9 protein-coding genes are annotated in these 21,146 nt (G+C 63.3%); 1 reads left to right on the forward strand and 8 read right to left on the reverse strand.

Annotated elements, in window-relative coordinates:
* Window positions 1-846 precede the first annotated feature (846 nt).
* Window positions 847-1,125 carry a transposase gene (locus ACLD7X_RS00305; protein WP_411421443.1) on the forward strand — a complete coding sequence of 93 codons (279 nt, stop codon included), beginning with the start codon at window positions 847-849 and terminating at the stop codon, window positions 1,123-1,125.
* 185 nt (window positions 1,126-1,310) lie between these two features.
* On the opposite strand, the gene ACLD7X_RS00310 is transcribed toward ACLD7X_RS00305, so the two are convergent.
* The 8 genes from ACLD7X_RS00310 to ACLD7X_RS00345 form a co-directional block, all read right to left on the reverse strand.
* Window positions 1,311-1,706, reverse strand: a complete 396-nt coding sequence (locus ACLD7X_RS00310; protein ID WP_411421444.1) for a nucleotidyltransferase domain-containing protein — start codon at window positions 1,704-1,706, stop codon at window positions 1,311-1,313.
* A gap of 41 nt (window positions 1,707-1,747) precedes the next feature.
* Window positions 1,748-10,948 carry a Tc toxin subunit A-related protein gene (locus tag ACLD7X_RS00315; protein ID WP_411421445.1) on the reverse strand — a complete coding sequence of 3,067 codons (9,201 nt, stop codon included), beginning with the start codon at window positions 10,946-10,948 and terminating at the stop codon, window positions 1,748-1,750.
* 74 nt (window positions 10,949-11,022) lie between these two features.
* On the reverse strand, window positions 11,023-11,430 hold the full coding sequence (locus ACLD7X_RS00320) for a hypothetical protein (RefSeq protein ID WP_411421446.1): 408 nt from the start codon (window positions 11,428-11,430) through the stop codon (window positions 11,023-11,025).
* Complete coding sequence (locus tag ACLD7X_RS00325; RefSeq protein WP_411421447.1) at window positions 11,354-11,659, reverse strand: hypothetical protein; 306 nt, start codon at window positions 11,657-11,659, stop codon at window positions 11,354-11,356. Before ACLD7X_RS00325 ends, ACLD7X_RS00320 begins: the two co-directional genes overlap by 77 nt.
* 15 nt (window positions 11,660-11,674) lie before the next feature.
* Window positions 11,675-11,896 (reverse strand): hypothetical protein, encoded by a 222-nt coding sequence (locus ACLD7X_RS00330; RefSeq protein ID WP_411421448.1) that lies wholly within the window; start codon window positions 11,894-11,896, stop codon window positions 11,675-11,677.
* Window positions 11,897-12,021: 125 nt separating this feature from the next.
* Window positions 12,022-12,315 (reverse strand): hypothetical protein, encoded by a 294-nt coding sequence (locus ACLD7X_RS00335; protein ID WP_411421449.1) that lies wholly within the window; start codon window positions 12,313-12,315, stop codon window positions 12,022-12,024.
* A gap of 98 nt (window positions 12,316-12,413) precedes the next feature.
* Window positions 12,414-12,989 carry a hypothetical protein gene (locus ACLD7X_RS00340; RefSeq protein WP_411421450.1) on the reverse strand — a complete coding sequence of 192 codons (576 nt, stop codon included), beginning with the start codon at window positions 12,987-12,989 and terminating at the stop codon, window positions 12,414-12,416.
* 70 nt (window positions 12,990-13,059) lie between these two features.
* Entirely contained in the window at window positions 13,060-20,616 is a 7,557-nt protein-coding gene (locus ACLD7X_RS00345) for a SpvB/TcaC N-terminal domain-containing protein (protein ID WP_411421451.1), read from the reverse strand.
* Window positions 20,617-21,146: the final 530 nt, after the last annotated feature.

The following is a 21,146-nucleotide window of genomic DNA, read 5'->3' on the forward strand; positions in this document are numbered from 1 at the left end:
TCCATCTGGTGCAATCCATCACAAGCCTATGGGGCTGTTGCACTGGCAGCTGATTGCTCCCCGTTCATCGGTCCGGGCTGAGGGTTCCATAGGACTTGTCAGCCCATTTGGATCCCGGACGTGTCTACCGAAAGGACTGGGTCCTCAGCCCCCCTCACATCCTTCTAACGCTCAGCATCAGCGGCGGCGCCGAGCGACGTCCGCTGGATGCTGTTGTTCGGGGGCCCTGAAATGAAGTACGGATAAGTCCACTGCAGTAGAATGAAGAACCAAGCCTATGCCTGATAGTTCACGATCAGAAGAAGTTTCCGGATTCGTTGCTGGCCAACTGAGTTGCTTGATAGTGCAATACTTGAGTCGAGCCTAACACCACTTTCCTCTGGGGTCAATGATATGGCTCCCTCGTTCAAAGCCAGGGTTGGTGTGCCGGCTCCAGCGGCAATCTTGGCCGGCAATCGAAGTGAAAAGATGTTTAAGCGGACATCTTGACGGCCGATGATATGGGGAGGCCAGTTATGGACAAGCGTGACTAAGTCGCTTCTGGCTGAGGTTGGCCGATGCCAAACTTCAGGATGGTCGCGCCTAAGACCGAACGCGAGGAATAGCCCAGTCCGGCCTGTCTTGAGGATCATCTGTTCAGTCCAGTGCACCGATTTATCTGCACCGAAGATCGGAAACTGCTTCCGCCATCCCGGGCTGTGTAGTGGACGTGAAACACCACATCGGTGATGGTGGAATTATCGAATGTATGCAGGCTGGTGGGCAACTCCAGTGACGTGGCGACCAAGAATCGGACCACGGTGAATGAGAGTCCTCAGCCGACCAGACTAGGCCGGGGACTCGAGCATGAAACGCACCAGGCACACGGCGGAGCAGATCATCCGCAAGCTCAAGCCCGCCGAGCAGCTGATCGCCCAGTCCGAGACCGTCGCCGACGTTTGCCGCGTCATCGAAGTGACGCAGCCGACGTACCACCGTTGGCTTCAGCAGTACGGGGGAATGCAGGCCGAGGAGGCCAGGCGCCTGACCCAGCTTCAGAAGGAGAACGCCCTGCTCAAAAAGCTTCTGGCAAAAGCCGAGCTGGAGAAAGTGATGCTCAAGGATCTTGCCGAGAGAAACTTCTGAGCCCTGAACGTAGCCACAGGGCCGTTGTGGTCCTGAAGGAGCGTTACCGGGCCTCTCAACGACTGCCCTGCCGGGCGGTGGAACAGCACCGCAGCACACAGCGGCATTGCGGCAAGGTCATCGACCTGGAGGAGGCCAAGCTCAGGCCACGCCCGCCGCGGGGATAGACCGCGTCGGGTCTCGCCTCAGCAGCCCGGCCCCCGCGCCCTGGCACCCTGCAGGAGCGGCTCGTTCCGCGGCGATTTCAGGAAAAGCGGCCGCGCGCTAGCCATCACGCTCGACAGGAAGGAATATGGCTTGGCGAGGTGGTGGCGCACCTCCTCGTCGGTGAAGACGACGAGGTCGACCCGCGGATAGCTGCCGAGGAACACCTCCTTGAACTCGGTGCCCCGCGCGCCCCGCCGGTCCCGGCTCGGCATGCGGATCAGAAGGTCCAGATCGCTCAACGCGCCAGCCATGTCTTTGGCTGACGAGCCGAAGAGGAAAATCGCCGGTGGATCGTAAAATTCCCTCAGAACGCGAACCGCGCTTGTCATTGCAAGGGCGCGCTCCGGAGTCAGGCTGCGGGCGACCTCTGCCACGGTATCTAATGGCCCGGTCGTAGTTTGTAGGTCCTGTTCCATCACGGCAGCTCTGCGTCGTAGAAGATGACGGCGTGCAGCCCTGACAGATCAGCCTTGGTCAAGGAGCGGTTGTCCGTGGCAGACGACCTGCGCAGCTTCAGCGTGAAGTCGCTTAGTGGCACACCCGCCGCGAAGATGCCCGCGGTATCGCCCGAGATGCGTCCGCCCAGGTCGCCGTCCGGCGTCATCATGACGGTTGCGACGATGCCACCCGGCGCCGTGATCTCGGCGGTCAGGTCACTGACTGCGTTCACCGCTGAGAGGAGGATAGACGTCACCTTAAGGTCGCGGACCCTGTCGAGATAGGGCAAGTGCTCCTTGGTGAAGGCAAAGGTCATCGCCTGGTCCAGCCCCGCGGCGGGGGCTGAGACGAGAACCTCCCACGCCGCGGCGAAGGTCTGGTCGAGTCGCAGGATCCTGGCGCTCTGCGCTACCGGGCGCTGCGAGGCGACCGCGCGCGCCGCCTCGGCCAGCGTCTCGCCGCCTTCCATTGCGGTATAGCGGAGGTGCAGCACAACGTCTGAAACCGAATCGATCGCGAAGGCGTTGGTGTCGGCCGGCAGGTCGATTCGCCAGCGGCCCACGGCCCCTGCGCCCTCGAAGGGCAGGTAGCGGTCGTCTTCGAGATCGAGCTGGAAGAGCCCAGGGTCGTTGATCGCCTTCGAGGTTACAATGGCATTGGTCACCGCCCAGTTGTCGGCGAAGCGTTCGTCATCGGCCATCGAGGTGCGCGGATAGCCCGGCGCGAGGTTGGTGTTGAGGCGTGTCTCGTCGCGTAGTAGCGTCAGTTTGCAATTGACCGAGGTGTAAGGGCCCGCGACTGTTGGGATGGAGATCGCGACCGACTTGATGCGCCGCTTGTAGTGGCCAGGATAGTCGCAGTCGAAGATCAGCTCGGGCACCTCAATCTCGCAGGCGCCTGTCGCACGGAGGGTCAGCAGGGCCTCCGCATCCAGAAGCGCCACAGAGACGTCCTTCTGGATCTCGTAGAGCCGCTGGTTGCGGTCGATGTAGGCCGCCTCGAGCCGTCTGAGGTCCTGACTCAGCTTCTCGCCCGACATCAGGCCCTTGCGCAAGCTGTCCCAGTAGCCGAACTTGATGTAGTTCATGCCGATCAGCCCTACCTCGCGTTCGGCGCAGGCCGCGGCGGCGAGCGCCATGTCGAAGGCGGTCTGGTAAGTCTGGAAATAGACCGTTGAAAGCTGCGCGATCAGCCAGTCGTAAAGCTCCTTGTTGGTGTAGCGCGACCGCAGGAAACCCAGCGTCGCCTCGGCGTTCTCGGAATGCAGCTTCTCGACATCGGCCTCCCGCTCGGCGATCTGCTTGAGAATCTCAGCCTTGGCCTCCTGCTTCTCGATCTCGACGATCTCCTGTTCCGCAAGCGTAAGCTGATGTTCGTACTCCTTGTGACGGTCGAAGAAGTACTGGATCTTGAAGCTCAGTTCGGCACCCTTGTCAGCCAGATCGGCCAGCACCTTGAAGCCGTCGGACAGCGTCTTGGTGCTGTCGCCCGCCTGCTTGCCGCCGACCTTGACCGTGGCATGCGGGCTGCCGCCCACGCCAGAGGCGCCGCCCTGGACTTCGGGTATCCAGTACAGCCCGCCGCTCGCGGCCTTCAGCGCGAAGGAGATGCCGCTCAGAACGAAGCTCGTGCTCTTCAGGCCGAGGCCAATCCCTTCCAATACACCCACCGGTGTTTCGGTCTTCTTCTTGTAGAATGTTTCGCGCAGTCCGACGAGTTTCTTGGCTTCCTTCAGCCGGTCCAACTCGGCCTCGGCCTCATCGATCCGGAGCGCCGCGATGTCTTCGCGAAGCGCGTGGATTTCGGCCACGTGGCTTTCACGTAGCTCTGCCAGCGCCGCCTCGTCCTTGCGTTCAAGTGCGGAAAGCAGGGCTGCACCCAAGCGCTCGACTTGGGTGGCGAAGTTGTATGCGCGCTGGAGGATGAAGCGGAAGCGATATTTCGGCATCGCCGAGGCCGCTCCGCCCGCCAGCGTCGAGAGGTCGATGCCCGCGGCCGCCGCGCGCACCAGCATCGCCGGGTCGATCGGCGGCGCGAAAAGTGGGAGGGGCCGGGCGACACCCTCGATGTCGCGGCAATGGCGAAGGTTGAAGAGGTTGCGCTCCACTCGGTCCCAGTAGCCAAGGAGCTTGTCGTTTCCGGGGATGCAGAAATAGAAGATCGTGGTCGGGGGCAGCGGTTCGGACCCGCCGGGGCCACCGGGGGGCGGAGGCGGCAGCAGGTTCTCGACCTCGGACAGGAGGTTGCCGAACGCGTCGAGATCTGTCTCGACCTCGCGAAAGCTTTTCGCCGCGGTGCGCCTCTCAACCGCAACCGTCTCGGGTCGCCGTCCCAGCAGGTCCTGCGCCCGCACATAGTATTGCGTGGCAAGGTTGAGGCTCTCGGGGGTGAAGCGACGAAATTCCTTGTCGCCCCAGTCCAGTAGGGCGCCGATATAAGCCATCAACACAGCACGCTGATAGGCGACGGGCCGCAGCCGGGCGAGCATGTGGGGATCGAAAGGGTCGTTGCGCCATTGCTCAACTTGCGCTATGTGGGTTGCAGACCCGCCGTTGACGAGCTCCAGTAGGCGCTCGATCCGGCTGCCTTTATAGGCTGCAGAGCTCATCTGGTAAAAGGGCTTCGTGATCCAGAAACGCTGCGGTGCGAGATCGCTGCCGGCATTGGTCGGATTGAAGATGTAGCGCAGGAAGTTCAGCGCCTCGTCAAACCGCTGGTTCTCAGACAGCCGGTTCGCGATCAGGAATGGCGCGTGAAATAGTACCTCCCAGTTGTAAAGCGAATAGGTGCCCGAGAACCCGAAATCCACGATGTCGTTCGCATGGTCGGCAGTGACCAGTCGTTCGGGGGCGTAATCGGCGAAGGCGAAGGTCGAAGGGGGCGAAAGCTGGGTCGAGCGCCTGAAGAATCCGCGCAGCCCGCCTGTAGCCAGTTCGTCGAGGAAGAAGCCGGTGAACGGGTGGTAATTGCGGTCGAAGGTGTATTTAACCCTGTAGTCGGAAACCCCCGACAGCGACGGCTCCTCGGTCGTAAAGGAATGATCCACGCGCCATTCCTTCGTGGGCCGCACGAAAAAGCTGCGCTCTCGGTCGGTGTAGAAGAAGGGCCGGGTGGAATCGAACTGAGCCCGCTGCGACGACGTGACAATGCCGAACGGCGCGGGCGCATTGTCGAGGAGCTTGCCACTGTCCAGCCGCAGGGCCGGGCCGGTCGAGGGAAGCACGTGAAGGTTGGAGGCGTTGTCCGACTGGTTCTGGATCGTCTGGCCGACATATTTCATGTCGGTCGGCATGGTCAGGTCGGTGAGCGGACTTGTGAGCTCCTTCATCTCGGCGGCCTCGGCCCCGTACTCGCCATTTAAGATGCGGGTCAGGAATCCGGCGCGATTGGTCATCTGGATCTCGTCCACATCACGCTTGAAAACGAAGCGCGCGATATGGAAAGGTCGCGTGTCCTCGTTATGCGGGATCGGGATGGGGATCGGAAGGAAGAGTGGTGTGACGTCGACCCAGTCCCGTGGCCAGCGGTGAGTTCCGAGGCCTTCGAGATAGGTTAGGGGCAAGTAGTCGTTGAATTCCGGTGAGGTCGAGACAAAGATGTTGATCGCCAGCCGGTCGCCGGCATAGGCCGCGGTGCGCAGGTGGAAGCTGCGCTTGGGCCGGTATTGCGGGTAGAACCACTTGCGTTCGCCCATCTGCGCGGGCTGCCATATACCTTGCCGCCGGACCGACCAGCACAGCTGGATTTCCCACATGTTGATCGTGTCGGGCGGCGGATCGCTCGACGCCGTCGAAGGCGGCATGAGCTGGGTCGGGTCGTCCTTCTTGGTGAAGAACAGCCAGAAGAGGTGCAGCTTGCGGTTGATGAAGCCGAAGATCGGGATGCCGCCGATCTCGATGTCGAGCTTCTCCCACGGGGTCCAGTAGGCCGAGGCAGCGTTGTTGGGAAAGACCCGCTGGCGGTAGTAGTAGGTCTGAGGCTGGCCCTTCGTACGGGCAAGCGTGTGGATAAGGCGGTCGCGCCCAGTCGATTCCTCGTGCAAGGCAACGACGTCCATGTTCGCGATGCCGTCGAGCGTCTCGAGGTATTGCTCCATTGCGATCTCGGCGTTCTCCTCGGTCATCTCCATCTGCGACAGCTTTTGTTCGAGCTGCAGAAGCGCAGGGGATTTCATCCGGTTCAGCTCGGGCCGGATCACGTTTTCCGGCCAGAGGAAGACCTTCCGCGCGGCTTCCCAGAGGCGATAGGCATACATCCAGTCCCAATCGTTCCAGCCATCGTCGGCATCGCCATCGGCGAGCACAGCGGGTTCGAGGTTCATCAGGCAGCGCTGCACGAAAAGCTGTACCGAACCCGTGGCTTGCACCAGCCGCGAGGTCTTGCGGCAGGCGGTCATTTCGGGGTCGATCAGGAAATGCGCGAACAGGGCGTTCGCGTCGGGCCAGGACGGCCCGGCTGAGGCGGGACGGGTCGTCAGGTAGGTGATGAGCGCCACGCGCTTGGCCTCGCGAAGGCGGTCCTGCAGCGGCGGCGCGTTCTTCAGCCATTCGTCGAGGGAATTGCGCGCCTTGGCGGCAAGCTTGATTCCCTGTGCCACGGCCGGGGTCACGGCAGGCTGTGCCCAAGCGGTGAGCTGCGCCGGAGTCACGCCGGCGAGCTTGATCACCTCTAGCGCGGTCAGGAGCCGCTCGTAGGCGCCGACCGTGTGGAAATCGCCGGGATTGGATAGCGCAAGCTCGACGATGGCGCCCGACACGGTCTCGGGTGCGCGCCGGGTCCAGAGGGCGAGGTCTTCGGCCAGTTGCGTGGCGCCGTAACCCGCGCTTCCGACCTGGCCGAGGATGTCGGGCAGCGAAAGGGCGTCGGTGTCCGGGAAGGAGTTCATGACCTGCGTCCAGCGCAGCAGCGTCAGCCACTCCGCGAAGGCGGCGGGACCGTCGCCCGCCTTGACGGGGAGCGCGGTCAGCTGTGGCAACCCGAAGCTCCCTTCGTTGCTGACGAACCACCTCAGCCGTGCATCGCTCCACCCGAGCGCGTCCTTGATGAAGGCGAGCTTGTCCACGAGCTGCGCCGCCTCGAAGATATCGGGCATGTCGGTGCTGTCGGCGGCCAGGAGGTAGGCGCTGTCATCAGCGGTGCGCGTGAGGAAGTCGCTCTCGGCCAGGATTAGCGCGGCGAGGCTGTCGAGCCCGCTTCGCTGCATGGTCCAGCTCAGGAAATCGGCCGCCTCGGCCTCGGCCCCGTTCTGGCCTGCCACGGCGGCGGTGATCGCTGTGCGGGCAAGCGCGTTGTAGACCGCCTGCAACGCGATCAGCCTGCGCGCATCGACCGCCGCATCGCGGCCGGCGGGCGGTCCGCCATAAGGCGCGAAGGCGGCGATGGCCGCGGCCATCGGCATCAGCGCGCCGAAATGGCTGGTTATGAAGGCGTTTCGGTTGGCGAGCGAGTCGGCATAGCTGTCGTCGATAATCGCGATGGCGGTTGCGCGGATCGCTGCATCCTCGAAGCCCGCAACCCCAGGCAATTGCCGCTCGAGCGCGGCGGCGCGCTCCTCCGCGGGCGCGATGGTCTCGGCCCGAAGGTCAGCAAGTGCGGTGCGGATTTCCTCGACATTGGCCGAGATCACGCTGTCCCCAGCGCCGAAGGCGGACTCGGGCCAGAAGGTCGTGGCGTGGCGCGATTCCCCGATGGCAAGACCGCTCGCCGAGTGACGGCTGAACATCGTCAGGAAATCGGTCAGGGTCTGTACCGTCTGGAAGGGATCGACCCGCCCGCCCGCATTCAGCGGCGCCCCGGCAAGGCGGGCGAAGTCCAGCAGCTCGGACACCCGCAGCCGAAGGGCCTTGGCCAGCCTCGCGAAGCGGTAGAGCTGAGAGATGGCGCCAAGCGACGCGCGGTCGCCCGCGACGGGAAGGGCGATGACGGGATCGGCGGCCCTGGGGACGAGAAGCGCGAAATCGGCGGCGGTGATGGCGATGCTGGCCGAGAGGATCGCCGCCTTGTCGCCGATCAGCGCGGGCGGCAACGCGGCGGTCACGGCGGCGATGGAGAGGTGGGGATCGGGCGGGTTCTGCACCGCGGGATCCTCGAAGAGGTCGGTGTAAAGCGACCGTCCGTCCCCCGTCAGCCAGCCGCGCACCCGAGTGTCGAGCGGCGCGATCAGCGCAAGCGCCTCCTGCACGGAAAGCCGCCAGGCGTCGCGGATCTTCTGCAGCCGCATCAGTCCGACCAGCGTCGCGTCGTTGAGCACGCCGCCCATCGCCATGATCGCGCGGTCGAGCTCCCACATCTTCCAGCCAAGATGGCGCCAGAGACGGATGAAGCGGTTCATCCGGTCGAGCCGCTCGACCGAAAGCCGCGTGACCCGGCGGTCGATCAGGTCGCATTCGAACTCCGGCTGGAAGGTCGAACGCGGTGCGATGCCGTTCACGAATTCGACTTCCAGGAGCTCCGCCAGATCGGTGTAAGAGATGTCCGCACGCGCCATCAGCATCTGGGCCGGGGCGCTGGGGATCATCTCGCCGGGTGCGCTGTAGCCCCAGAACGTGGCCTGGGCGCCGGGGGCCTCGGAGGTGATGATGTTGCTCTGCGCCTTAGCGATGCCGAAGAAAGCCGCGGCGATGTCGCGCTCGGAGGGCAGGCTGATGCTCTGCATGCGGAACGCCTCCATCACCCCGGCCCTGGTCAGGCGCAGATGAGCGAGATAGGTCCGCGCCTCTGTGTCGCTCAGGTCGAAGGGCAGACCGGGCGCGTGCGATGCCCCCGCTAGCAGGGCATAGGCGTCATCGTTGACATGCTCGGGCTCGGCCATAAGCTCCTCGCTGCGCCAGGTCGACTGCCGCGCCGAGCCGGTGGGCGAGACGGCCTCTTCCAGCACCTCGTTCACCAGGTCGATGTAGGGCATCACCGTGTCGGTGTTCTGGCAGTTCAGCAGGATGTCGGGGATGTCACCCCGCCGGTCTTCCAGCACCGCCCGGGCGCTTGCGAAGCCACTGCCGCTCCTCGCCCTCCGTTCGCTGAGCCAGCGCAGCACGTCGGTCAGATAGGCCGCCGGGCCGTGCACGCTCTCGCACCATTCGCAGCTGCAACTGTCGAGGGAACCGAAAAGCGTCCGCAGCGAGGGGTCGTTCTCGATCTCGGCGATCAGGTCGTCGCCTTTCCACGCGCCACCCACCGCCGCGGGCGAAGCCTTGTCGAGATCGAGCCGGTATTCGAGGAAGCGGGCGATGAGATACCCATAGCTCGCCTTGGCGCGGTTGAAGGTCTGCCCGGCCTGCAGGTCGGTCATCCCCGCCTTGACCGCGTCGGCGATGAAGTTGCTGCGCCCGCGCTTGTGGATCAGGTGGGCCGAATCCTGCCCTGTGGCCAGCAGCGCCGCGGCCGCAGTGGCGTTCGGGGCAAGGCGCACGGCCCGCTGCGTGCGCTTGAGGTCGGCGACCGCCTCGTCCGACAGGTCCGAGACGATCTTGACCGTGTCGCGCAGCGTCCTGGCCAGCATCTCCTCCCCAAGCGCCGCATCGCGCCCGAGCCGCACCGCGTTGATGTTCAGCGTCCGCAGATTCATGTCAGGAACCTTCGACACGGCCGCGACCAGCTCTCCGGCGGCGGCGAGCTTCACGTCGTCGCGGTCGCGGATGCGGCCGATGGTTGCCATCGTGGGGTAATTGTCCTCGGCGCGCTCCATCAGCATCTGCGCGAAGGCGCCGACGCGATCCGCCTCGGTCTGGCCGTCGATATTGACCGGGATCACCGGCTTGCCCTCCGAGACGCCCTTTTCCAGGAAGGTCTTCCACTCCTGCAGCGACAGGGCGGCGGCTCGTCCGGGTTCCTCGGTCATCTCGTCGGGCAGGGCGGCCTTGGCGTATTCGATGAAGGGGATGTGGTTCTTTGACATCGCGCCGAAGGCGAAGGTGGCGCGCGCGTCCCTGAGCTTGGCGGCCGGGATCGCCTTGTTCATTTCCAGCGCCTCCCAGAGCAGGCCGCCCTCGTCCTGCACCTTCATCGCGTAGTCCACGAAAGTCGTGCGCTGGTTCTGGGTGAGGGAGGTGGCGCCCAACAGGTCGTTCATCGACTTCTTGCCTGCCCCGAACGGCGCGTCGGCCAGCACCGGCCCCCGACGTGCGCGCAGGATCTCGATCGCGGCGTCGACGGCCCCGGTCGTGTCGAAGGGCACAAGGTCCTTGTCGATTGCCTTCTGGAGGATCCGCCGCTGGGTCTGTTCGTCGAGGGTGACGATCCCGGCAAAGACCCGGCTCTCGAGGTCGTCAGCCGCGACCTGAGTCGGCGTCGCGGTCAGGGTGGAGCCGGGCAGAACAGCAGGTTCGCCCTGCGCGAGGAAGGCGAAGACCACTTCGGGGGCGATCTTCTGCGCCTTGCCGATGCGTTCGGCCATCGCGCGGCGGGACAGAATCTCGGGGTCGAGCTTGCGGTCCTGCGCGAGGTAGGTGATGTCGGTCTGGGTCGCGGTCTCGCGCAGCGACGCGATGGCCGCAGAACCGATGACCGGGCGGATATTCGCCTCGATCTCCTCGAAGGCGCTTTGGGCCGGGATCGGACGACCCGCGGCGTTGAGATTCAGTTCAACCTTCCCCGCGGCGTCGAAGACGAGGTCCGAGGCGATGGTCGTGCCGTCCTTCAGCGTGATCCGGGCAAGAATGTTGAGCGGGCCGGTGGCGGGATCGTGGGTCAGATCGGCCTCGTATCGGCCCTCCTGGTCCGTTTCGACCTCGACCAGTTTTTCCTCGGCCCGGAACGCGGCGCGGAAGATCGTCACCACCCCCTGTTCCGGGCGCCCCTTCTGCGAGATCACGCGCCCGAAGACGTGGACCGGTTCGGGCTGGCCCGTGTTGCCGTTCCGCCCGCCGCCGCCGCCGAAGAAAGGCGGCCGGCGGGTCGTGCCGCCGCCACCGGGCAGGCGCGTGCCGCCGCCGGAAACCCCACTATCTCGGCGGGGTGGCGCATCGCCGAGAAGGCCCCTTTCGGCCAGCTTCCGGTTGAGATGGTCCGCCGTCGCGTTGTCCACCTCGCCGGTCTGCTCGAGCCCGGCGGCCTTCTGCAGAACGGCGACGCGTTTCGCGGTACCGGTGCCGTAATAGCTCTTGCTCGTCTCGGTGTCGGGCAGGGACCCGCCGAGGGCCCTCAGCGCCGCGTGCAGGTTCGCTACAACGGCATTCTTCATCTTGCGCGAAATTGGGGGGACGATCTTTTCCATCTGAAAGTCCTTTCAATCAAGATCTGGGCCATCGGGCATCGCTAGTGCCCCCTGGCCGCGTTCACACCGGCCCCGCCCCCCTCGGAGAAGAGATAGGCGCAGATCGCGCTGCCGATGAGCGTCGGGCCCATCGCGACCCAGCCGATCGGGTGCGAGAAGGCGAGCCCGACCAGGAACGCGGTGGCCTCGAAACCTACGGCGAAGCCGACGGCGCCCGCCGCGAAGTACACGACCTTGCCCGTCGTGACGCAGGCCTTGTCCTCGGTCGCGGCATCGCGCAGCGCGGGGTAGCTGGGATAGACCCTGTAGGCGACGCTGAGCGGCCCGAGAACCCGTCTGGCCTTCGAAAAGGAGCTGACGGAACGGTTCGTCTTACCCCTGCCGATGGCGATGTTGCGAGTGGTCTGTTGCCAGCCGCTCGCCGCAGCCGGGGTTGGGGAGGCAGCCATAGGCTTCTGAGGTGGGGCACCAGGAGGACCCGGTGCATGTCCCGTTTATGGCAACAGCGGCCTGAAGTGTCAGGTAATGCAGGTGGCGCAGGGCCAGATCAGCCTGAAGATCCTGCAGCACCTTGACCAAAGACAGGGTCCAGCGCTGGTGGCCCGTGGCCTCGGCATGACCCTGGCAGAGCTGCAGGAAGGCGGGATCGGCCAGATCGGCGCGGATCGCGGCCACCATGGGCCCTTCATAGGCCTACAGCACGGTGGCTGGGTCAACGACCCTCAGAATCCCCTCCTGACGCAGCCGTTGCACCGCCTCGCTGAGGGCTGGATCCACGCCGATGGTATGGAGGCAAGCGCCGATGGGATCGAGGATCACCAGCTCGTCAAACCAGACGGCCGTCACCTTCAGCAAGGGAAGTTGCTGATTGGTGAAGGTGGCGTAGGAGTAGTAGTAGAGCCGGACGGGAGTCATAGCGCTCAGCAATCATCAGGTCAGGTCTCAATGGTCGTCGGCATGCCAGGGCAAATCTCAGAAAACCTCGATCCAGACCGGCTCAGCGAGTGCCTGAGCGTGGTGAATCTGGCCTGTTGTGATTGTTATGCTGTCTTCCGCCTGGAGGACGAAACCCATCCCTGCCCGGGAACCAGATACTGAAACTCGGGCGCGGGTAGTACTTCTTCCTGGAAGATGTCTGTGTTCAGCGCCGGGGACGTGCACTCGTCCGCGTCGCCGGCGGCTTGCAGGCCATGCTCCTTCTGGATTATGCCTACCAGCTTGCCTGTGGCGCCTGCGAAGGCCTGCCTCTCACGTTCCTGCTTCAGCGTTGAAGCCAGATCGCGCCGCGCTCCTTCGTTTTCCCGAAGTAGGAGGTCCTTATCGAGCAGAAACAACAGACCATCTTACGCATCCGCGACCGTTGGCCGCTGCATCTGCGGCTTCAACGGAAATACGATCTTGTTCATGTCGGGGCCTCCTTCGATCCGGGTCGTTACACGATTTCGTAGAGCTCGAGTTCTTGTTTGATCAGTGCTTGTCGTTCTGCAACGAGTGAGGCACGGAAGTCGGCCAAGGCGTCGCGGATGGATGGTGCTTGCTTCATGTCCTGTATGACGCTGCGGGCGTCATTGGCGAGTTGCTGGAATTTTTGGCCGATGAACAGCGCAACTTCGCCCTCGGTGGCGAGGATGGACTGCATCTGCAGAAGCAGAGCGTCCCAGTCCTTGGTGCTCACCGTGCCAGCTAGATGCCCGACGAGCGTTTCCGTCTCGCGCAGGGCGATGCGCAGGCTGCGGCAAAGGCGAAGCTCACGCTCGGCCTGCATCCACTCGTCGTAGTTCTCGAGCCGGGCGACTTCGCGCAGGAGGTCGTCGTCGGATTGCTGAAGTTGGATGTCACCCAGCCGGATGATCACCATGTTTAGCGTGGTGTCGATCAGGCGATAGGTTTCGTCCAGCGTCCGGCGCATCGTCTCGCGCTCGGCCTTGGGCAGGTTGACAATGGCCTTCAGGCCACCGGCGACTTTGCCGAGGGCGTCGATCAGGTCGGCGAATAGTTTGAGTTCCATGCTGCTTATCTCCAATAATCAACGCAGGGGCGCGCGGTAAACTCCCATTTGTTGCTAGGTGCTAGTGCGATTACGGCGTCCACCTAGGAACGCCCAACAGGAGATCTGCCCCCCCTGGTGGACGGAATAGCCGTTCGTCGATTGTCCACAACGAGCCACCGCCAGCTCGCGTGTGAGCCCCGATAACTAAATCTCCTGACACTCGACCTCTCCCGGTCAGTCCCTCAAAAAGTATTCCCCTTTCCGCTACGCGCTCGTAATCGGATATGCGGCTTGCCATACCAAGCCCTTCATCAATTGGTAATCCAAGACCCTCTACTACTCTGCGCTGTGCTGGATTGGTTATTTCTGAAATGGCCGGCCTTGGTATCGCAAAGTCAATTCCTGTCGACCTCGCTGCGTGCAATTGACGCTCAAGTTCCGCACCACGTTCGGTACCCCGTCCAATCTCAACCAAAACCGATGTATCAATGAATACCCGACTTCGAGCAGCGTCTGTCGCACGATCCGCCGCACGCGCAGTAACCGCACCTCGATCAGCAGAGCGAGCTATATCGGTGGCTCGATCGACGGCCCGAGCCACATCGACTCCCGTTTCAACGACATGAGATGCCCGCCGAGCCATCCTCGCCGCAGTCGCGGCTGAGCCAATGCCCGGAATCATTGCGGCTACGCCAAGAGCAGCACCAAGGTAATCACCGCGCCCCAAAGAAATGCCCGCATTGACCAAATCCGCAACCTGACTGGCAATGGGAATATCCGTCATGCTGAAGACATCTAGCGCAGTTTGAACAGCGTCTAGCGCTCCTTCTCTTTCGCTATCGGATATTCCTTCTGAACTACCATCATCACTCGGCGGAGCAGAACGCTCTTGAGCAGGTGGCTCTTCAGGCGAAGATAGCGTTTCGGAAGGCGTTGAAGGAGTAATGACTTTGTCTTCGAACGTGATTGATTCGCCAACGATCGAAATGTCGGATGACCGGGCATTGAAATACCAACCGACCTGATTGCTGCGCCATTCTAGTGTCGGCCGGTCGATCTGATACAAAGTCCCGTTCTCTTCAACGATCTGTCCTGTTAGGGCACCTTCGAGCCTCGCTCGCGCTTCAGGTGTGTTGGTGTGTATATCCTGCTCGAAATCCGGTCCAAGCTGATAAATTCGCTCGCCTTCCATACCCAGCGCATCCCGGAAGTTGATGGGAGCGTTGCTACAATAGCGGAAAGCGTTGAATCCGTCCTTGAATCCAGCGGGATCGCTGCTAGTCCATTTCCCCAACCAAGGCGCGTAATACCTCGCGCCAAAGTAATACAACCCGGTTTCGTCATCCCGCTCTTTGCCGCTAAATCGATATCGCTTCAGACTCAGATCGACTCCCGGTTTGGCCGAGCGATAGGCCGTCGTGCCGTACGGGTGATATTCCTCATAGGAGATCGGATTGCCGTCTTCATCCGTCTCCAACACCGCTGAGCCGAGGTGATTGGCATACTGGTAGCGAGTCAGCGCGACGTTGAGCGGATTCGCCGGATCATCGTTGTCGTCGTCCCGCGTCTTGGTATCGACCTGCGCAATGTGGCCGGTGTTGTCGCTGATGTGGACGGTCCAGCGTTCCAGGCGCAGATCGTTGGTGTTGCGCCGACGGCGGCGGTGGATCATCACCGCGCCGAGGAATATCCATTCGAGCTTGAGATTGCCGTTGCGCTCGATCACCTTGCGAAGACGCTGCCCGCCCAGGCCATAGACGTAATACGCCGTGCCGCCACCACCCAGATCCACCCGCCGCAACTGGTCCATGAAGTTCCAGTCCATGGTCGCCAGATGCGGCATGCGGTTCATGTTGCCGTAGGCGTCGTAGCCGTAGCTGCCGGTGTAGGGGCCTGCTTCCGGGTCGCCGGGCTGGCTGGTGGACGTCAAACGGTTGGTACGGTTACCCGGCGCGTCGTCAAAGGCATAGCGGTAGTGGCGCGTCCAGCCGCCACCGACTCCGGCTTGGGACTGAAAGCGGTGCTTCAGTGCCTTGATGTTGCCCAGCAGGTCGTATTCGTATTCCTCGGTGTAGTTGCGCACCGCCTCGACGTTGTTCGGGTGCGGAAGTTGGACGAAATCCAGGTCAGTGTGAGTGCGGATGGCGTCGTTGACACCGCCAGCGAGCTCCCGACCGGTGGCGCGGATGAGCTGGTAGATCGCGTCGTATTCGTACAGGCTCTCCGGCTTGACGACCGCGTTGTTGAAGTAGTGCGTCTGCTGCGCGTCGTCGCGGATCTGGGTGATGTTGCCGACTGGGTCGTAGCAGTAGTTGAGGTTCTGCAGCCCTTGGGTCTGCGGTTCGGCGCCTGATTTGTGGGTTAGCAGATTGGTCAGGCGGAAGGTCTTCGGGTCGTAAAAGTAGCGGGTGAAGACCTCGTTGCCGTAATGCGCGAATTGGCGCTGGCCCTTGGCATCGTAGTCCTGGCCCTTCAGGAACTCGATGAAGTTTCCCTGGCCTCGGATCTCCGCCTTGAGTGAGGCCAGGAAGTTGGCCTCGTTGTAGGTGGGAACGATGACCGTGGCATCGGGCAACGTAACCCGGGTTGGGCGGTTCAGTGCGTCGTACAGGGAGCTGGCGGTGAAGACTTCGGCGGTCTCCAGCGCGGGATCGGCGGCTGCCTGGATGGCGGCGACATCCGGCTGGCCGGGCAGTGCGCTCCAGTCGAGATCATTCTTGTAATCCTTGGAGAGGACGCGGTCGACGGACGCCGGGTTGCCTTTGAAGTCCAGCTTCGGCACGCGCACCATACCGGCCTGGTCGAAGATCAGATGAGCGGTGCCGAGCAGATTGAGCGGCTGGGCGGTGGCTTGCCCCAGGCGGTCGCCATAGACCACATAGTTGAAGAGGATCTCGGCCTGACCGGCTTGCTGCACGAAAGTGCTGACCGGCCGGTGCAGGTTGTCGTACTCGGCGCGGAACTGGCGGCCATGTTCATCCCAGGTCTTGACCAGGGCGCCGAGCACGTTTTGAAACGTCCAGCGGTGGCCTTTCTCGGCGCTGTCGCCGACGATGGCTGTGCCGGCCATGCCGACGAAGCCGCTGGCCACTTCCCGCTGTGCCTGGTCGAACATCTTCGAGAAGCGTCCGGTCAGATCACTTTCCGAACGCACCGCCGCCGTCTTGCCACCGCCGTAGTCCGACACGGCGTAGACCGGGCGGCCTAGGCTGTCGAAATGGATGAGGCCCGGCGTGTCGGCGTGTTTGGCGGCGAGCCAGGCAGCGCGGCGTTCCGGGACGTTCAGCGGTTCGGGCTGCGCCGTCGGATCGGGACAGCCGCGGTCGGCGTACCACTGGCTTTGCTTGACGGTGTCGTTGGCGTCAAAGACCTTCTGCCACCAAGGCGTGAACTCAACCTTGGCGAAGGTACCGTTCGGGAACAGCGTGCGGATGTTGCGCCCAACCGGGTCGTAGTAGAGAACGGGCGTGACGCCGATTTCGCGCAGCACCAATTCGTCTTCGTACTCGTGCGTCGTGCTGAAGTACCGCTCGTACTGCTTGACCGGTTTACCCTTGTTGTTGAGGACGGTGCGCCCGTTGCCCACCCAGCGCGGATCGGCATCCACTTCCACCTTGGTGCCGTCCAAATTGACTTTGAATGCCTTGCCGGGGTGCGCCTGGGCCTTGACCATCGCTACGCCGCCGCTGCCGTTGGAATAGGTGTAGCTTTCCTGCCAGCGGGGATTGCCGGCACCGTGCTGCTCACGCGCAAAGGTGTGAACGTAGTTGGGCTTGCGGTTGTTCATCCAGTTGAACAACTCGTATTCCATCCGCGTGGTCGGGTCGGCCAGCGTGTCGCCGTCCACCGAGCCGGCCTTGCCCATGACAGCGGTCTTGACCACCATGCGCAGCTCGTCATGTTCGACGGCGGAGCGGTTCCCGTTGGGGACGGTCATCAGCACCGGGCCGAGGACGCGGTAGTCATTGACCGCCGTGACGACATTCCACGCGGCCTGTTTGATTTCTACCTTTTCGATGAGCAGGACGTGCTGATCGAAGGTCGCGATCGTCTCCAGGCCGAACGGGTCTTTGGCGCCGATTGGGAGGTAGAAAGTGTCGCGAGGATTCGCTGGATAGACCGCCGTGCCGGAGGGTAGCCACCAGTTGGTGTCACCCGCAAAGTTCACATAGCCCGCCGCAGTGAATTCGGCATTGCTGACTTTGCCGGCGTAGTGGGCGGCCGTGACGCCAGGCGTGAAGGCGAGCTTGTAGCTCTGATGTCCGAGACCCAGCGAGTCCCACTGCCCCAATGGCAAGGGGTTCAGTGCGTTGTCGAGGAAGAGCGTGCGGCTGTGAGAGAGCAATCGCTTCTGCGGCGTGACGCCGTCCGCGACGACTTCATAGTCGATCGGGGCGGCAGCGGCGATCTTGTTCTTGATCTCCTCGAACTGGAAGAATGCGTCGTCCGGCGCGATGCCGGTGATTTCGTAATTCCTGGACTCGAAGGGGACACGTAACCGGTAGGCTTCGACCGGCGCGGCTTGCTGGATGTCTTGCGTGTAGTCCTTCTCGGCATACGTGATGTAGCGGTGTTCTTGGTCGTGGGTGACTTCTGCGGGAAGGGTAGCGTCGGCGATCTTGCGGCCATACACGACCGAGCAGGACTTGCGGGCGTTGCCGTACTCGTCGAGATCCAGACCAAAGGTGTGTGAGATGCGAGGGTCAGCCGGATTGCGCTCATAGTTGAGCGAGATGGATTCCCGGCCAATCGGAAAGAAGACGCTGTGCCGCTGATTGCCACGTGCCTGCAGCCAGCGAATCTCGAAATTGTTTTCGGTAACCGTATAGGGGTGCTCTTGTTCTGCCGAGCCGTCGTGGCTGTAGATCTCCTGCCGCAGCGGCAGACCCTTCAAGGCACGAACGCATTCGCGCAGTTCGCCTGCACTCAGCCCCGCGGGCAGGAAGGGCTCGGGGATGTGCTGTTCTTGCCGGTAGTACTCGTGACGGTACTGATGCAGGATTCTTGGTCGGTCGAGGAATACCCCCGTGTGATACCAGGTGCGGGTTGTGACCGGCGGCTGATTCAACTCAGGCGCCAGTTCTTGTGCGCCTCCCAGTGCCTGCACGCCCACGACATAGTCTTCGAACGCCTCGGTGTCGAACTGCTCCACCATGCCGAAGCCGCGGAACTCGCGCTCCTCGCCGTCGAAAAAGCCATGGTGGTAGGCGTAGCGGGTGACGAAGCGGTTGCGGCTGATCTGGTCCCAGGTTTCGACGCGCTCTACCACGTGCACCGGAAACGGCAGGCGCGTGATCCAGGGCTTGCCGTTGAGCTTGTCTTCCAGGTAGAAGAGCAGCGAGGAGCAATACTGCACCCGCGTTTCGGCGCCGAGGTTGTTAAGGCTGGTGGTGAGTAGGTGGGGCTTGCCCTCGGCCATCAGCTTCACGTAGCGCATCTGGCGGCCGCTATCGGAAGCCAGCGGTGTCGACCACACCAGGCAGGCAGTGCCATTGCCCAGCAGATCCAGGGTGGCAACCCGGGCCATGTTGTGGATCGGTGGGAACACCCTCAGGGGCACCGCGTCGCTCCAGCCGTTGCCCGCCTGGTTGAAATAGAGGCGTACCCCCTCGGCGTGGAGGTAGATCATGTCCGTGGTGCCACTGCCATCGATGTCGGCTAGCAGTAGCCGTTTGGGATCAAACAGTTCCGGATGGTCGAACAGGGGCGGGTTGTCCATCGACACCTTCGCCCCGAAGTGCCCGTAGCCCAGATTCGGCCAGTAGCAGATCTCGCGGCCGTGCACGCCGGCGCGGATGCGCACCACATCCGCCTGGCCATCGCCGCTCATGTCCGCCAGGTGGATGCTTTCGGTGCCATCGGCAAACACCACCCGTGGCCCTTTCTCTTCGTCCCACGGCAGCGGTAGCCGCTGGGCAGCCTCAAAACCCTGCTCCTCCAGGGAGCGGTGCCACACGAACACATCGCCCTCGCTGATCAGCAGATCGGCGTGGCCGTCGCCCTCGAGGTCGATGAAGCGCAGGTTGGGGTCGCTGAAGTCGACGTTCGGCAGCTGTCGGAACGGGCGGAAGGGCTGCCAGCCCTCGGCACCGTCGTGCTCATATAGGCCCGGCATGGGGCCGCTGAAGGACACCACATCCGGCAGTCCATCGCCGGCCAGATCGAGGATTTGGGCGCCGGCCGCCAGGCTCACGTTCGGTCGGCTAGCCACCGTTTCCAGCGCTGCAAAATTGGCCACATCGGCCTGGTTGTCGCTGCGCAGCCGCTGGCTCAACGGGCTGAGGTTGCGCTTGTAGAACCAGACCCCCGCCTGTTCCGTCAGGATCCCCGGCACCCCCTCACCGTGCAGATCAACCCAGCGGTAGCTGCTGCCATCGAGGCCGACCGGCAGGTTCTCCAGGCTGATGGGATCCACCGTCTCCACGGTTTCACCGAGGGTTGGCTGGCTGTAGCGGAACTCCAGCGGTGGCAGCGCTTTGGTGGTGGTCGTGCCGCCCTCCCGCTTCCAGCCCCGATGTACCACCTGGCTGAGGAAGCTGTAGACGGGCTTGCTGGCGATGCTGGGATCGAGCTCGTCGTCGTAGACGAACTCGGTGCTGCGCACCACACCCTCATACCCCTTCTGGAAGGGGCGATCGGTTGTGGCGGCTTGATCGGGGATGTGGTGCAGCATCAGCACCCGCTCGCAGCGGCGGCAGGTGCGCACCTCGAAGCCACTGCGGTAGCTGGAGAAGGCATCCGGGCGGTAGAACCAGGGCTGCTCCGCCGTTCCGCTGGGGTCGTCCGCGTTTAGCTCGCCGTAGTCGAAGCGCACCTCGAACAGCCAATCGGCGGCGGTGTCGGTGGGGGGAGCGGGAAGATCACGCAGGCGCCGCGGGCGCTGGCCCTGGGCATCGAGCAGTGGCGTGCGGTTGCCGTAGAGGATGCGCTGCAGGTAGCGCTGGGCGGTGCGAGCCGGCGCGGTTCTTGCCCCCCGGTTGCGTTGATGGGCGGCCCGGAAGGGATCGTCCTGGTCGGGCCGCAGGGTGGCAGTGCCGTCTTCCGCTTTGTAGAGATAGCGGATGCCGTTGCCCTTGTCATCGCGGCTTTCGCAGATCAGCCAGCAGAAGATCCGCTGCGGATCCTCGGGATCGGCGATGCGGCTGTTGGCATCGGCGCCATAGATCGTGAGGATGTTGTCCCTTGAAATCGAGCGCCAGTGCACGTCGGCCCGCTGCTCGGCCTCGGGGCGAAGGTCGGTGGCGGTGGGAATCCACTGCCAGCGCTCGATGCGGGCGAACAGTCCCTCGATGCGGGGGCGGTAGCGGCGCACCCGGTAGCCGTCGATGAGGTCGTCGTGGATCTCCAGCCCTGCGGCCCCCTGGCGCAGCACCGGCACCAGGTCTTCTGCGCCCGAAAGCACGAACACATCCGCCTCCTGCGGATCGGTGCTCCAGTCGCGGTAGCGGGGCAGGCCCTTGTCGGTCTTTCGGGTGATCGCCGGCAGCGCCAGGCTCCATCCGAACCCGAAGGGCCCGTTGCCGGCGCCGGAGTCGTAGCTGAGGCTCAGTTGGGGCCCGAAGCCACTGCGGCCGTGGCTGGTGGCGATCGGCACCGACATTGAGCCGGTGCCTGTAACAGGGTTGGCTGCGAACTTCTCGCCCATTCCGCGGATCGCCCCTCCCCCCTTGGGCAGGGAGATGCTGGGGGGCTGGATCAGCTGGGATTGGACCTGGCTGTTGCCGCCATCTGACGCACCTTGACCACCCCAACCGCCAGCTTGCGCCCGCGCCGACGGGCTACCGCCCGCTGGACCTTGCTGGCTTGGCTCTGAAGGGTGAGGGGATGCCATTCGCCACTCAGGCGAGAAACCATGACCGCTTTATGGCAACGGCGCAGCAATAGCGCCACGGATTTTACAAACCTTTCCTCTTAGGCCACAGCATCACTAATTGAATTGAGGCCCCGAACAGATTATGGACTCAATGTGTTTCAAAGCCGTCCGCAATTGATACACAACTTCCACTGTCTTTGGCCAGCATCATAACTCAGGGCAAGACCACCGAACGCTGAATAGACGGGTCCGGTAACCAGTTCTGCTCAATTCCCATGGTCAGCCTATCCAACCTGGCCGCCCCTGGCCACTTGTACCACTTCGCCTCCCGGGCCAAGGTTGTCGCGGCCAGGCCGCCTCGT

Origin of the sequence: Aphanothece microscopica RSMan92 (assembly GCF_046613545.2) — a bacterium.
In the GTDB taxonomy this organism is placed as follows: domain Bacteria; phylum Cyanobacteriota; class Cyanobacteriia; order PCC-6307; family Cyanobiaceae; genus NIES-981.

Excerpts from the sequence above, each read along its gene's own strand:
- ACLD7X_RS00315 (WP_411421445.1), bottom strand. The coding sequence starts at position 10,948 with ATGAAGAATGCCGTTGTAGCGAACCTGCACGCGGCGCTGAGGGCCCTC.
- ACLD7X_RS00345 (WP_411421451.1), bottom strand. The coding sequence starts at position 20,616 with ATGGGCGAGAAGTTCGCAGCCAACCCTGTTACAGGCACCGGCTCAATG.
- ACLD7X_RS00330 (WP_411421448.1), bottom strand. The coding sequence starts at position 11,896 with ATGACTCCCGTCCGGCTCTACTACTACTCCTACGCCACCTTCACCAAT.
- ACLD7X_RS00320 (WP_411421446.1), bottom strand. The coding sequence starts at position 11,430 with ATGGCTGCCTCCCCAACCCCGGCTGCGGCGAGCGGCTGGCAACAGACC.
- ACLD7X_RS00340 (WP_411421450.1), bottom strand. The coding sequence starts at position 12,989 with ATGGAACTCAAACTATTCGCCGACCTGATCGACGCCCTCGGCAAAGTC.
- ACLD7X_RS00305 (WP_411421443.1), top strand. The coding sequence starts at position 847 with ATGAAACGCACCAGGCACACGGCGGAGCAGATCATCCGCAAGCTCAAG.
- ACLD7X_RS00325 (WP_411421447.1), bottom strand. The coding sequence starts at position 11,659 with ATGGTGGCCGCGATCCGCGCCGATCTGGCCGATCCCGCCTTCCTGCAG.